Here is a 14,101-nt window from a genome sequence, read left to right as displayed (position 1 = left end):
CTGCCGGAAGCCGGGTCCGCCTCCGGGGAGGCGGGCGCGCTCCGGAGCTAGGCGTCCGGCCCCTGGCGCATCTGCTTGACCAGATCCAGCACGACGGCGCGCAGGTCCCCGCCGTGCTCGGCGGCGACCCGGCGCTGCCGCTGGTAGCCGGCGCCGCGCTGGATGATCTTCTCGACGTCGGCCAGCTCGGCGCTGCAGCCCAGCTTCGCCGCGACAGGCTCAAGCCGCTTGAGTGTCTCGCGCAGGTGCTCCGTGACGAGCTGCTCGTTGCCTTCGGCGTCGAGGATGATGATCGCGTCCAGGCCGTACCGGGCCGCGCGCCACTTGTTTTCCTGGACATGCCACGGCGGCATGGTGGGGATGGTGCCGCCGTTCTCCAGCGTGGTGGAAAATTCGTCGACGAGGCACTGCGTCAAGGCGGCGATGGCTCCGACGTCCTCCAAGGTCGCCAGGCCGTCGCAGATGCGCATCTCGATGGTGCCGAGGGCCGGGACGGGACGGATGTCCCAGCGGATCTCGGAGAGCGTGTCGATCACACCGGTGGTGAACATGTCCTGCACGTAGGACTCGTAGTCCTCCCAGCTGGCGAACTGGAAGGGAAGCCCCGCGGTGGGCAGTTGCTGGAACATGAGGGCACGGTGCGAGGCATAGCCGGTGTCCTCGCCGCCCCAGAAGGGGCTGGATGCGGAGAGCGCCTGGAAGTGCGGGAAGTAGTTGACCAGGCCGTCCAGCACCGGCAGGACCTTGTCCCGGCTGTCCAGTCCGACGTGAACGTGGACGCCGTAGATGACCATCTGCCGGCCCCACCACTGGGTCCGGTCAATGAGCTTGGCGTAGCGTTCTTTGTCCGTGACGGGCTGCAGCTGCGGCGGGCTGAAGGGGTGGCTGCCGGCGCAGAAGACTTCCACGCCCATGGGATCGGTAACATCCCTGACGGCCGCGAGCGAGCTGTTCAGGTCCGCTTTGGCTTCGGCGACGGTGGTGCAGATGCCCGTGACGAGCTCCACCGTGTTCAGCAGCAGCTCCTGTTTGATGTGCGGGTGCTCGTCGTCTTCATTGAGTTCGGGATGCCGGGCAGCGACTTCGCGGAGCACCTGGTTCGCCACGGAGGCCAGTTCACCGGTCTCGGCGTCGACGAGCGCCAGCTCCCATTCCACGCCCAAAGTCGACTGCTTGGATGAAGCGAACTCGATCTTCATGTGGTCCCTTCACTCTTTTGCTGTCACTGGCCGTGGTCCTGATGGGACATGCGCCGGCAAACACCCTCGGACGCGCCCCTGGACGTGCCACCGGCGGTGTCACATGCCATTCCTACACCGGGGCGCCGGCCGGGAGGGCCGGCAGGGCTACGGGTGGTCCAAGTCTAGTGCAGGGGCAACCCCGGGACTGTGCGAAAGTTACCGCTGATGCGTGAGTGTGTTCACAAACGCGGCTGGCCAGCGACGGTTCGCGTGGCGGCCGGGGGACAGGACCCGTCCTGGCGTTTAATGGAGCTGTGCCCATTCTGAACAAAGACATGACCCTGTGTATCTCGCTCTCGGCCCGGCCCAGCAACAACGGGACGCGCTTCCACAACCACCTGTACGAACAGCTGGGCCTGAACTGGATCTACAAGGCCTTCGCCCCCACAGACCTCGCCCAGGCGATCGCCGGCGTGCGCGGCCTTGGCATCCGCGGCTGCGCGGTGTCCATGCCCTATAAGGAGGACGTGATCGCCCTCGTGGACGTCATGGACCCCTCGGCCAAGGCCATCGATTCGGTCAACACGATCGTCAACGACGCCGGCCGGCTCACGGCCTACAACACCGACTACACGGCAATCGAGCAGCTCCTGCAGCGCAACGCCGTCCCCACGGACTACTCGGTGCTGGTCCTGGGCTCCGGCGGCATGGCCAAGGCCACCGTGGCCGCGCTGCGCGATGCCGGCTTCAAGGACGTGACCGTCGTGGCCCGCAACGAAGAGTCCGGGCGCGCCCTGGCCGACCTGTACGGGTTCGCCTGGAGCGCGGAACTGGGCTCCGCCAAGTCCGGCACGGGGACGGCCGACCTGATCATCAACGTCACACCGGTCGGCATGGCCGGCGGACCGGACGCCGAGTCGCTGTCCTTCCCGCAGGAGGCGATCGACGCCGCGAAGGTGGTGTTCGACGTCGTCGCCCTCCCGGCCGAGACGCCGCTCATCAAGGCCGCCCGCGCGGCCGGCAAGAGTGTGATCACCGGAGCCGAGGTGGCCACAATCCAGGCACTGGAGCAGTTCGTGCTCTACACCGGGATCCGTCCCACCGACGAGCAGATCAAGGCAGCCGAGGACTTCATGCGGGCCCAGTAGGTTAGACGGGCTCCACCGAGATGGCCACCCGGTCCTCGCCGATCCTGGTGAGGACCAGGGTGGCTGATTTTTTGCCCTTGGCCTTGGAGCCGGCCGGTTTCCCGCCGGGCAGGAGTTGCTTGCGCAGTTCCTCCGGGGTGACGGCGGTGCCGCGCTTCTTGATGTCCAGGACGCCGATTCCTTGGTCCTTGACCCAGGACTTGAGGGCCTTGACGTTGAACGGCATCACCTCCAGGACCTTGTAGGCCTTGGCGAACGGTGTATCGCGCAGGTCCGGGGCGCAGATGTAGGCGATGTGCTCGTCCACGAGGTGTCCGCCCAGCTGGAGGGCGACGTCGGCCACCAGCCCGGCGCGGATGACCGCGCCGTCGGGCTCGTACAGATACCCCTCCACGGGTCCCACGGGTGCCGCCGGGCCGCCGTCGAAGTCCTCGTCGCTGGTCAGTTCGGCAGCACCCTGCGGGCCGAGCAGGAGCGCCGCGCGCCGCACCCCGGGTCGCCGCACGGCGTTGAACCACAGGGCCACTTCGGTCACGTCCCCGCCGACGGAAACCCACTGCGCCTCGCAACCCGGGGGCACGGAATCATGCGGCATGCCCGGCCCCATCTTCACGCCGACGGCGCGGCCGGAACCGGCCAGCGACTCCACGAAGGACAGGGGAGGCGAGAAATCCTCCGGATCCCAGATCCGTTTAGTTCCCGACGTGGAGGTGGTGCGGCGGGCCGGGTCGAGCCAGACGCCGTCGACGCCGTCAAGCGGCACTGCGGTGGCATCCGAATGGACCACCGTGGCATTGCGGAACGGGATCAGGTTCATGGTGGCGCAGGCGGCCGTGGCCTCGTCCATCTCCACCGCGGTGACCACCAGGTCCAGGGACGCCAGGGCCATCGCATCGGCCCCCAGTCCGCAGCCGAGATCAGCGACGTGGCCGATCCCGGCCTCGGCGAACCGCTGCGCGTGCCGCGCTGCGACCGTGAGCCGGGTGGCCTGCTCCAGGCCGGCCTTGGTGAAGATCATTTGCCGGGCGAACTCGCCGAATTTGGCCTCGGCCTTGGTCCGCAGCCGGGACTGCGTGAGGACGGCCGAGACGAGCTCGGGGGAGTGGCCGGCCTTGCGCAGCGACGCAGTCAGCCGGAAGGCCTCATCCTCGCGGTACGGGCCCAGCGACGCCAGCAGCTCCCAACCCTCGGGGGTGAGGATCGGGGCAATATTTTCCTGCGGTGCGTCAGTCATGCCATCCAGCGTAGTTGAGCTCCGCGGGCACCCTGTGACCGGACCACGGGGACTAGGCTTGACGGCATGGAAGACAGCGGCGCAGGCGAGAGCATCTCAGAGGACACAGCCGGGCAGGATCCGGCCGGATACGACGACGGGCAGGTGCGCCGGAGCCCCCAGGGACTGGCCCGCTACGCCCGGCCTGCTCTGATCGCCGGTGCCGTGGTCGCCGTCGTCTGCATCGCCTTGCTGGTGATCATCTTCTTCCTCGATTCCTTCAACGCGACCGTGTATTCCGTTGGCGGCAAGAATGTCCAGGACGCCACGGACGAGGCGCGGGCCATCCGCGACACCTATGCCGGGGCCCGGCTCGGCGGCATCATCGTCCTTGTCGCGGGCGTGCTCCTCGCGGCCGCCGGCGCCATGCTGATGTACCGGCACCGTAACGACGAGGGCCAGGACACAGACTCAGACGACGGCGAGGACGTGGACTTCGAAGACCTCGCCGGCCAGTAGGCTCCCGCTGGTTCACGCCGTTCGCGGGATGGTGTTTTACGCGCATCCCCTGGTGGACATGCCCACTTCTCGACACCAGGAATGGACATGTCCCGCTGGGTGCCCGGCGGTGGTTGCACATGTCCTTGGCCAGGCGCCAACAATGAGCATGATGCCTAAGTGTCCACGGGCTGCAGCGAAGAATGGGCATGTCCCGCTGGACAGCCCGTGGCCCGGTGGCCAGGAATGGGCATGTTCCGCTGGACAGCCCGTGGCCCGGTGGCCAGGAATGGGCATGTCCCGCCTGGCAGCTCGGACGCAATGCGCATGTCCATGGCCCTGCGCCAGCGATGAGCATGATGCCTAGGTGTCCCCGGGCCGGGGCGAAGAATGGGCATGTCCCGCGGGGAAACATGTTCACCCGCAACGAATTTCTGGCACTCACCTTGACCGAGTGCTAATCATTTACATAGAGTCGTCATTAGCACTCTCCCTAGGAGGGTGCTAACACATGAAGCGCGTTCCGCCAGGCACGCTGCCGGCACCGCGACGACGGTCTGTGCGCCATGGCATCACCGCTTCATAGTCCACGAATTTGCTGACGAAAAGGAGAGGTCCGAGTGTCGGTCTCTATTAAGCCTCTTGAGGATCGTATTGTTGTCCGCCCGCTCGAAGCCGAGCAGACCACGGCTTCCGGCCTGGTTATCCCGGACTCCGCACAGGAGAAGCCGCAGGAAGGCGAAGTTGTTGCTGTAGGCCCCGGCCGCTTCGATGACAACGGCAACCGCGTTCCCGTTGACGTCGCCGTCGGCGACGTCGTCATTTACTCCAAGTACGGTGGAACCGAAGTCAAGACCGGCGGCACCGAGTACCTCGTGCTCTCCGCCCGCGACGTTCTGGCGATCGTCGTAAAGTAACTCTCTTGGACCCCCGCGCAGCCGATCCTTCGCAATGAACGGATCAGTTGCGCGGGGTTCTGTCTTGAAAGGACAAAACCATGGCAAAGCAGCTTGCGTTTGACGACGCTGCCCGCCGGTCGCTTGAAGCCGGCATCGATAAGCTCGCCAACACCGTCAAGGTCACGCTGGGCCCGCGCGGCCGCAACGTCGTACTGGACAAGAAGTGGGGCGCCCCCACGATCACCAACGACGGCGTGACGATCGCCCGTGAAGTCGAGCTGGACGACCCCTACGAGAACCTTGGCGCGCAGCTTGCCAAGGAGGTCGCCACCAAGACCAACGATGTTGCCGGTGACGGCACCACCACCGCCACTGTCCTGGCCCAGGCCCTGGTCAAGGAGGGCCTGCGCAACGTGGCTGCAGGCGCCGCGCCGGGCGAGATCAAGCGAGGCATTGAGGTTTCGGTCGAGGCCGTCGCCGCCCGCCTGCTGGAGAACGCGCGCCCCGTCGAAGGCACGCAGGTTGCCAACGTTGCCGCCATCTCCGCCCAGAGCGACGAGGTCGGCGAGCTCCTGGCCGAGGCGTTCGGCAAGGTCGGCAAGGATGGTGTGATCACCATCGAGGAATCCTCCACCACGCAGACCGAACTGGTCCTCACCGAGGGCATGCAGTTCGACAAAGGCTACCTGTCCCCGTACTTCGTCACGGACGCGGAACGCCAGGAGGCAGTCCTCGAGGACGCCCTGATCCTGATCAACCAGGGCAAGATCTCCTCGGTGCAGGACTTCCTGCCGCTGCTGGAGAAGGCGTTGCAGAGCTCCAAGCCGCTCTTCATCATCGCCGAGGACGTCGAGGGCGAGGCCCTGTCCACGCTGATCGTCAACCGCATCCGCGGCACGCTGAACGTCGTCGCCGTCAAGGCTCCGGGCTTCGGTGACCGCCGCAAGGCCATGCTGCAGGACATCGCGACCCTCACGGGTGCGCAGGTTGTCTCCCCGGAGCTGGGCCTGAGCCTGGACACCGTTGGCCTCGAGGTGCTCGGCACCGCACGCCGCATCACAGTCACCAAGGACAACACCACGATCGTCGACGGCGCCGGTTCGGCCGAGGACGTCGCAGCCCGGGTTGCGCAGCTGCGCGCCGAGCTGACCCGCACCGATTCGGACTGGGACAAGGAAAAGCTGCAGGAACGCCTGGCCAAGCTGGCCGGCGGCATCGGCGTGATCAAGGTCGGCGCTGCCACCGAGGTTGAGCTGAAGGAAAAGAAGCACCGCATCGAAGACGCCGTGTCCTCGACCCGCGCTGCCCTCGAAGAAGGCATCGTGGCCGGCGGCGGTTCCGCCCTCATCCACGCGCTGAAGGCGCTCGACGAGGACGCTGCGGTCCAGGCCCTCGAAGGTGACGCGGCTGCCGCCGTCGGCATCGTCCGCCGGGCCCTGACCCAGCCGCTGCGCTGGATCGCCCAGAACGCCGGCTTCGACGGCTACGTTGTAGTTGCCAAGGTCGCCGAATCCGCCGTGAACCAGGGCTTCAACGCCAAGTCCGGCGAGTACGAAGACCTGATCGGCGCCGGCGTGATCGACCCCGTCAAGGTGACGCGTGCGGCTCTGCGCAACGCGGCCTCCATCGCGGCGCTGGTCCTCACCACGGAAACCCTCGTGGTGGAGAAGCCGGCTGACGAAAACGAGCACGCAGGGCACAAGCACTAAGCTCCGCCCGCGTACAGGGACGGCCCGGCATTATTGCCGGGCCGTTCTTTTTTGCCCGGCGTCTGCCCAGGATTGCCCCACGAATCGGCCCCCGAATCGCCCCCAAATCGGCCTGGCATCTTCACCCGCGCCGCCTCTCCGCATCGGATTCACTGGAAATTCACACCTTGGCATGCCTCAATGGAGATCTGTGGCCGCCGCGACGATTGGCTATGAAAATTACGTTTTGGTAACATGGACGCTTTGGTTATCTGGTTGAGGGGTTGTTCTATGACACAGCAAAGAACCTTGCCCCTGCCTGCCCGCCACAGTGCCGCGCACAGGGCCGGCCCAAGCGCCGACCGCAAGGCCGGCCGAAAATCCACGTTCAGGCCCGAAATCCAAGGACTCCGGTCCCTGGCCGTCCTGATGGTCATGAGTTACCACATCTGGCTGGGCCGGGTCTCGGGCGGCGTGGACGTGTTCCTTTTGATCTCGGCCTTCCTGATGACGCTGCAGTTCGTCGGCCGTTTCGAGCAGAGCCGGCCCATGGCCCTCCTCAAGCACTGGCTGCACCTTTTCCGGCGCCTCGTCCCGGCCGCCGTCACTGTCCTCGTGGCAGTCCTCGCCGCGAGCATCCTGTTCCTGCCCCGGACCCGCTGGCTGGAAGTCATCAACCAGGGCTGGGCCTCCCTGTTCTACGCCGAGAACTGGCTCCTGCAGTCCCAGGCCACGAACTACTACGCCTCGGACCACAGCCAGGCCAGCCCCTTCCAGCACTTCTGGTCCCTCTCGATCCAGGGACAGATCTTCATCCTCTGGCCGCTCATCTTCGCAGGGGCGGCACTCCTCGCCAGGCGCTTCAGGCTCCGCTACCGCGTGCTGCTGTGCTACATCTTCGCCCTGATCTTCGTTGTCTCCCTGGCCTACTCAATCGTTTTCACCCTGACGGCCCAGACCGAGGCGTACTTCGATACCTGGGCCCGGCTGTGGGAGTTTGCGCTGGGCACCCTGGTGGCCCTGGCCTTGCCCGGCCTGCGGCTTCCCCGGGGCTGGCGCCTGGCCCTCGGTTGGCTGGGCATCGTGGCCATGCTCAGCTGCGGCCTCCTGCTCAATGTCCAGGCGTCCTTCCCCGGCTATGTGGCACTCTGGCCCACCCTTGCGGCGGCATGCGTCATTGCCGCCGGCCAGTCGGGCAGCAAGTTCGGCGTCGACCGGATCCTCAGCTCGAAGCCTTTGGTCGGCCTGGGCGACATCTCCTACGCCCTGTACCTGTGGCACTGGCCGGTCCTGGTCATCGCCCTTGCCGCGACGGACAGGGACCATGCGGGCCCGATCACGGGCGCCGTCATCGTCACAGTTTCGATGGTGCTCGCCTACCTCACCACCCGCTTCGTTGAGAAACCCTGGCGGCAGTGGAAGTGGCCGGAGGTGCGCCGGCGTCGTGCCTTCCTGGCCATCGCAGCGGCCGTGACAATCGCGGCCGTGCCGCTCGCGGGCTGGCAGCTTCAGATCAACTACGCCATGGCGGCCGCCTCGAGCCAGGCCTGGGCCAATAATCCGGGTGCCCGGTCGCTGGACCCTGCCTACGTCGATGGCGCTGACAAATCCGCACCGCTCCTTCCCACGCTGGCCACGGCCGCCGAAGAATGGCCCCAGTACGCGGGCGGCTGCACTGCGGATGAGAAACAGCTCACGAACGTCTGCAACAACGGCAAGGAACATGCCGCCAAGACCGTGCTGATCATCGGCAACTCCCATGCCCACGTCTGGGCGACCCCTATCCTGGCGATGGCCGAGAAGTACGGCTGGCGGGTGGAAGCCATCACCAAGGGCTACTGCCCGGTGACGGTCGGCCCGGCCGCGGGGCTCTCGGAGGGGTGCCTGGACTTCAACAAGGACACCCTGAAGAAGGTGCTCGAGATGAAGCCGGATGTCGTGGTGACGACCAGCACCCGGACTGACCCCGGTCGGGGCAACGCCGAATTCATGGACCCGGGGTGGGTTCCGCCGATCAAGTCCATCAACGACGCCGGCATCCCCGTTGTCGCGCTGCGGGACACCCCGCGCATGCACGAGGCCGTCCCCGCGTGCCTCGAAAAGAATCCCGACAACTACGCCGCCTGCGGATCGGCCACTGCGGAGAACTATCAGGCTGCGTCGCCCGATGCAGCCGTGGCCGGGCAGTTGCCGGACACCAAGTTCCTCGACTTCAGCCGGTTCTTCTGCCCGGACGATGTCTGCCCGGCCGTGATCGGCAACGTGATGGTCTACAAGGATGACAACCATGTCACCCGGACCTATATGGAGAGCCTCGCTCCGTACTTTGAGACCGAATTCATGGCAGCAACCGGCTGGAAAGCCGGGTAAGGACCTTGTGGAGCGCCGGGCAAGGACCGTACCGCTCCTTGCCCGGCAGGCTGACAGGGCTGGCTGGGTGGCTGACAGGGCGTCCGCGCCGCCAGCAGCGCCGGCAGTCAGCGCCGTGAACGGTCCGCTTTGCGCCGCAGCCGCATCGCGGCGTCCGGCGGCAGCCGCTTGGTCACCAGCCGGTAGAAGATGAGGACCCCGACGGCGGCCACCACGATTCCCAGCAGGTTCAGGAACAGCTGCAGGGCGGAGCCGGCGGCCTTCTGGTACTCGCCCAGGACCAGTGCCACGGCCACAAACCCCGCCGCCGGAACCGTGGTGACCGAAATGAACACCCCGATCAGCGCTGCCGAGCGCCGGCTGATGACCGAGAGCATCCCGGCTATTCCGGCCAGCACGGCGACGATCAGGGAATACGGGCCCGGGTGGTAGATGAATTCAACCGCTGAACCGCGGTCCAGCGCGTCACTGGGAAAGAGCCCGAGCGGCACCGACAGCCAGGCGGTCAGGGCCGCTGCCAGCATCGCGACGGGAAAGCCGACGCCGAGGGCCACGGCCGCGTCGCGTCCGAGCCGCCGCTGGCGCCGGACCAGGCGCGAATCTTCGCCGGTCTGCCGCGACACCTCGTCCCAGATCACGGCGTCCGCGCCCTCACCAGGCGCCTCCGCCTCCGCCCGGTCGGACCGGTCCGAGAGCACCAGGTCCGGTTCGATGACCAAAATTGATCCCCGCCGCTGGACATCGAGGGCGTGGAGCTTCTCGACGAGCCCCTCCACCGATTCGCGTGCCAGCAGGACCTCGATAACGTCCCCGGGCGGCATGACGGAGGCACCCTTGGCCAGCGCGACTTCCGAGACGCCGACATGACTTGTACAACTTTCGACAACAACTCCGGACAACTCACCCGGGACACAAATGCGCAGTTGCACGATCACTTGACGGCCTCCTCAGACTCGTCCCAGACTAGCTTCCGCGCCGCTGCCGACGCCGTCGGTGTGCCCTGAGAATGCTCCGCGGGCCGGGCGCGTGAAGCTCCCAGCAGGGACACCGGAAGTCCCTCGCGGGGCCCGGCAATTGGCCAAGAAAGTTACGTTTCGGTAACGTTGATGTTTTGGAAGCCGGTCTGAAGGGTTAGTAGTGTCATACGCGCGAACCACAGCCACCCCGCCAACAGCGGATGCGGGTTCCCCGACGAGCCGGAAAACAGGGTACCGCCCCGAGGTCCAGGGCCTGCGCGCCCTCGCGGTGCTCATGGTCGTCACCTACCACGTGTGGCTGGGCCGGGTCTCCGGCGGCGTGGACATCTTCCTGCTCATTTCGGCATTCCTGATGACGCTGAGCTTCACGCGCAAGGTCGAAAGCGGAGCGCCGCTCCGGCTGCTGCACCACTGGCTGCATCTGCTCAAGCGCCTCCTGCCCGCCGTCGTCGTGGTGGTTCTGGGCGTCCTCGCCGGCACCTGGGCCATCCTGCCGCAAAGCCGCTGGCCCGACGTCCTTGGCCAGGCCTGGGCCTCCCTGCTGTACCGGCAGAACTGGCTCCTGGCGGACACCGCCGTCGACTATTACGCCCAGGACCATTCGGGTGCGAGCCCGCTGCAGCACTTCTGGTCGCTCTCGATCCAGGGCCAGGTGTTCGTGCTCTGGCCGCTCGTGTTTGCCGGCGCGGCCCTTCTTTCCCGCCTGCTCCGCAGCCTGTTCCAGCGCCGGACCGGCCAGGACCACGTCCTGCTGCGGTACCGGTCGCTGCTGGCTGCGGCCTTCGGCGCCGTCTTCGCCGTGTCCCTCGCGTACTCGATCCAGCAGACCGCCACCAACCAGGCCCACGCCTACTTCGACACCGGCGCCCGGCTCTGGGAGTTCGCCCTCGGATCGCTGCTGGCCCTGGCCCTGCCATACCTGAAGCCGGGCAGGATCCTGCGCGTCGTGCTGGGCTGGGCCGGCCTGGTGGCCATGCTCTCCTGCGGGCTGCTGCTGACCGTGGACCGTTCGTTCCCCGGATACATCGCGCTGTGGCCCACGCTGGCCGCCGCCGCGATCATCACCGCCGGTCAGAGCGGCAGCCGTCTCGGCGTCGACCGCTTCCTGACCTGGAAACCCCTGGTGGCATTGGGGGACAACTCCTATGCGCTCTACCTCTGGCACTGGCCGCTGCTGGTCCTGGCCCTGGCGGGGGCCGGCATCACCGCACCAAACCTGTTCCAGGGGCTGTGCATCGTGGCCACGTCCGTCGTTCTGGCCGTGCTCACCACCCGCTTCGTTGAGAAGCCCCTGCGCGAATGGCACTGGCCCAAGCGCCGCGCCTGGCGTACCGCCGTCGTGATTGCCGCCTGCGGTGCCTTGATGGCCGGTCCGGTCTCGGTGTGGCAGAGCCAGCTCGTGGCCGACGAGGCCGAGGCGGCCTCCCAGCCCAGGGAGCTGACCCCCGGTGCGGCCGCCCTGGCGCCGGAAAACGCCGGCAAGCCCACGCCGGAGGCGAAGATCATCCCCGCGCCGGCGGCGATGAAGAACGAGTGGGCCGACATCGACGGCCTGTGCACGGACGAAAACACCACCAGCGATCCGCTGCTGCAGGGCTGCCTGCAGAACAACAAGCCGGAAAAGGTCAAGAAGCGGATCGTGGTGCTCGGTGACTCGCATGCCCAGCAGTACATGGCGGCGCTCGGACCCATCGCGAAGAGCCACGACTGGGAAGTGGTCACGCTCCTGAAGGGCAACTGCCGCTTCGGCGGGGAATCCCCGGACCGGGACGCGGACTGCAACGCGTTCAACAGGGCCAGCACCCAGTACGTCCTGGACCACCGCCCCGACGCCGTTTTCACGGTTGCGTCCCTGACGCACAAGGACGCGCCGTTCGAGACCGAAGTGCCGCAGTACCTTGAGGGCATCAAACCCTTCACCGACGCCGGCATGGACGTGGTGGGCATCCGCGACAACCCCCGCTTCAACATCAACATGCCCGAGTGCGTCCAGAAGAATGGCGAGGACGCCACGGAATGCAACGTGCCGGTCCAGGAATCCCTCGCGGACGCCTCGCCACTTGATGCCTACCGCGGCCAGGTGCCCCGGCTGTACCTCATGGACATGAGCGATTTCATCTGCGCCGACGGGACCTGCCCCGCGGTGGTCGGCAACGTGTACGTCTACAAGGACGACAACCACCTGACCAAGACGTATGTGCAGACCATGATCCCCATGTTCGAAAAGCGGCTGCTCGCCGCCACCGACTGGAAATAGGCCAGTCCCGCCGTGCGGGGGAGCAGAGTGCGGGAGCCGTCCGGGCATGGGACTGCTCACATTCGCGCCCACATTACTGCCCCGGAATATGGCTATCGCCGCCAAGGTTCTACTATTTATTCAATACTTCTGCACGGCCTTCAGCATGACCTTCTGCACAGGCCAGACCCGTAATGACGGGCTGGTCATCAGTTGCAACCCCTACCCGTGAACCCCGTAACCCAAGGTAAGAGGCGCACTCATGACCCAGCCCGAACACAATCCCTTCGCCCTCATCGGCCTGACGTACGACGACGTCCTGCTCCTGCCCGGCCATACGGACGTGATCCCCTCGGAAGCGGACACGTCCTCCCGCATTTCCAAGCGCATCACGGTCCAGACCCCGCTGCTGTCCGCCGCGATGGATACCGTCACGGAGTCCCGGATGGCCATCGCTATGGCCCGCCAGGGCGGTCTCGGCGTCGTGCACCGCAACCTCTCGATCGCCGACCAGGCCGACCAGGTGGACCGGGTCAAGCGCAGCGAATCCGGCATGATCACCAACCCGCTGACCATCGGCCCCGAGGCCACCCTGGCCGAGTTGGATGACATCTGCGCCCGCTACCGCGTGTCCGGCCTCCCGGTCGTGGACGAGGGCAACCGGCTCCTGGGCATCGTCACCAACCGCGACACCCGCTTCGTGCCCGAATCCGATTTCCCGCTCCGGCTGGTCAGCGACGTCATGACCAAGATGCCGCTGGTCACCGGACACGTCGGCATCAGCCGCGAGGAAGCCTCGCACAAGCTGGCCACCAACAAGATCGAGAAGCTCCCCCTCGTTGACGAGCAGGGCCGGCTCAAGGGCCTGATCACCACCAAGGACTTCACCAAGGCCGAGCAGTACCCGCTCGCCACCAAGGACGAGGAAGGCCGCCTGCGCGTCGGCGCGGCGATCGGCTTCTTCGGCGACGGCTGGGAGCGCGCCATGACGCTCATCGACGCCGGCGTGGACGCCCTCTTCGTGGACACCGCCAATGGCCACTCCCAGGGCGTGCTGGAGATGATCCGCCGGCTCAAGTCCGATCCCGTGGCCGCGCACGTGGACATCATCGGCGGCCAGGCCGCCACCCGTGAAGGCGCCCAGGCCCTGATCGACGCCGGTGCCGACGGCATCAAAGTCGGCGTCGGTCCCGGGTCCATCTGCACCACCCGCGTGGTGGCCGGCGTCGGCGTCCCGCAGATCACCGCCATCTACGAGTCCGCGAAGGCGGCCATCCCGGCCGGCGTTCCGCTGATCGCCGACGGCGGCCTGCAGTACTCCGGCGACATCGGCAAGGCGCTCGTCGCCGGCGCCGACACCGTGATGCTCGGCTCCCTCCTGGCCGGCTGCGACGAATCACCGGGCGACCTGATCTTCGTCAACGGCAAGCAGTTCAAGAGCTACCGCGGCATGGGCTCCCTCGGCGCCATGCAGACCCGCGGCAAGAACACCTCCTATTCCAAGGACCGCTATTTCCAGGCCGACGTCTCCGGGGATGACAAACTCATCCCCGAGGGCATCGAGGGCCGGGTCGCCTACCGCGGGCCGTTGTCCTCCGTGGCGTACCAGCTGGTCGGCGGCCTCCGCCAGACCATGTTCTACACCGGCGCCCCGACCATCCCCGAGCTCAAGGCGCGCGGCAAGTTCGTCCGCATCACCGCGGCCGGGCTCAAGGAATCGCACCCGCATGACATCCAGATGACGGTCGAAGCCCCGAACTACGGTTCGCGCTAAGACCGCCTCCGCCTGAACGGGTGAGCCCGCTGAAACCACAGTTTCGGCGGGCTCAGCCGTTTGTGGGGGCGGGCCGGCTCCCGCGCCGGCGCCCGGCCGTTCCCGGCGGACCGCCGC

General features: G+C 66.8%; 10 protein-coding genes. 7 read left to right on the top strand and 3 right to left on the bottom strand.

Annotation, left to right across the window (positions count from 1 at the left end; all coding sequences use genetic code 11):
• Positions 1–47: 47 nt before the first annotated feature.
• Positions 48–1,199, bottom strand: a complete 1,152-nt coding sequence (locus ACFVTM_RS11175; protein ID WP_390203536.1) for a glutamate--cysteine ligase — start codon at positions 1,197–1,199, stop codon at positions 48–50.
• Positions 1,200–1,495: 296 nt separating this feature from the next.
• Here ACFVTM_RS11175 and ACFVTM_RS11170 point away from each other — a divergent pair, with 296 nt between their 5' ends.
• A complete protein-coding gene (locus ACFVTM_RS11170) occupies positions 1,496–2,329 on the top strand; it encodes a shikimate 5-dehydrogenase (protein WP_390203535.1) in 834 nt (277 codons plus the stop codon).
• Position 2,330: 1 nt separating this feature from the next.
• On the opposite strand, the gene ACFVTM_RS11165 is transcribed toward ACFVTM_RS11170, so the two are convergent.
• Positions 2,331–3,563: an SAM-dependent methyltransferase gene (locus tag ACFVTM_RS11165; RefSeq protein ID WP_390203534.1), complete on the bottom strand. Its 1,233-nt coding sequence runs from the start codon at positions 3,561–3,563 to the stop codon at positions 2,331–2,333.
• 66 nt (positions 3,564–3,629) lie between these two features.
• Between ACFVTM_RS11165 and ACFVTM_RS11160 the strand changes: the two genes are divergently transcribed.
• The 4 genes from ACFVTM_RS11160 to ACFVTM_RS11145 all read left to right on the top strand — a co-directional run bounded on the left by ACFVTM_RS11160 (position 3,630) and on the right by ACFVTM_RS11145 (position 8,997).
• Positions 3,630–4,061 (top strand): hypothetical protein, encoded by a 432-nt coding sequence (locus ACFVTM_RS11160; protein ID WP_390203533.1) that lies wholly within the window; start codon positions 3,630–3,632, stop codon positions 4,059–4,061.
• Positions 4,062–4,660: 599 nt separating this feature from the next.
• Positions 4,661–4,957: a co-chaperone GroES gene (gene groES, locus ACFVTM_RS11155; protein WP_028275747.1), complete on the top strand. Its 297-nt coding sequence runs from the start codon at positions 4,661–4,663 to the stop codon at positions 4,955–4,957.
• An 80-nt stretch (positions 4,958–5,037) separates the two neighbouring features.
• Positions 5,038–6,648, top strand: a complete 1,611-nt coding sequence (gene groL / locus ACFVTM_RS11150; RefSeq protein ID WP_390203532.1) for a chaperonin GroEL — start codon at positions 5,038–5,040, stop codon at positions 6,646–6,648.
• 270 nt (positions 6,649–6,918) lie between these two features.
• A complete protein-coding gene (locus ACFVTM_RS11145) occupies positions 6,919–8,997 on the top strand; it encodes an acyltransferase family protein (protein ID WP_390203531.1) in 2,079 nt (692 codons plus the stop codon).
• 107 nt (positions 8,998–9,104) lie between these two features.
• On the opposite strand, the gene ACFVTM_RS11140 is transcribed toward ACFVTM_RS11145, so the two are convergent.
• Positions 9,105–9,932 (bottom strand): DUF389 domain-containing protein, encoded by an 828-nt coding sequence (locus tag ACFVTM_RS11140; protein WP_390203530.1) that lies wholly within the window; start codon positions 9,930–9,932, stop codon positions 9,105–9,107.
• 202 nt (positions 9,933–10,134) lie between these two features.
• On the opposite strand from ACFVTM_RS11140, the gene ACFVTM_RS11135 reads away from it, so the two are divergent.
• Together ACFVTM_RS11135 and guaB are read left to right on the top strand one after the other, a co-directional pair.
• On the top strand, positions 10,135–12,231 hold the full coding sequence (locus tag ACFVTM_RS11135) for an acyltransferase family protein (RefSeq protein ID WP_390203529.1): 2,097 nt from the start codon (positions 10,135–10,137) through the stop codon (positions 12,229–12,231).
• Between the two features lie 241 nt (positions 12,232–12,472).
• Entirely contained in the window at positions 12,473–13,984 is a 1,512-nt protein-coding gene (guaB, locus tag ACFVTM_RS11130; protein WP_390203528.1) for an IMP dehydrogenase, read from the top strand.
• The last annotated feature ends 117 nt before the right edge of the window (positions 13,985–14,101 follow it).

The organism is Arthrobacter sp. NPDC058130, from assembly GCF_042884475.1.
Lineage (GTDB): Bacteria > Actinomycetota > Actinomycetes > Actinomycetales > Micrococcaceae > Arthrobacter.
Note: the sequence above shows the minus strand (reverse complement) of the source record. Positions and strands in the feature narration are given on the sequence as shown.

Coding starts and splice junctions, on each gene's coding strand:
- ACFVTM_RS11175 (WP_390203536.1), bottom strand. CDS start 1,199: ATGAAGATCGAGTTCGCTTCATCCAAGCAGTCGACTTTGGGCGTGGAA.
- ACFVTM_RS11165 (WP_390203534.1), bottom strand. CDS start 3,563: ATGACTGACGCACCGCAGGAAAATATTGCCCCGATCCTCACCCCCGAG.
- ACFVTM_RS11160 (WP_390203533.1), top strand. CDS start 3,630: ATGGAAGACAGCGGCGCAGGCGAGAGCATCTCAGAGGACACAGCCGGG.
- groL (WP_390203532.1), top strand. CDS start 5,038: ATGGCAAAGCAGCTTGCGTTTGACGACGCTGCCCGCCGGTCGCTTGAA.
- ACFVTM_RS11145 (WP_390203531.1), top strand. CDS start 6,919: ATGACACAGCAAAGAACCTTGCCCCTGCCTGCCCGCCACAGTGCCGCG.
- guaB (WP_390203528.1), top strand. CDS start 12,473: ATGACCCAGCCCGAACACAATCCCTTCGCCCTCATCGGCCTGACGTAC.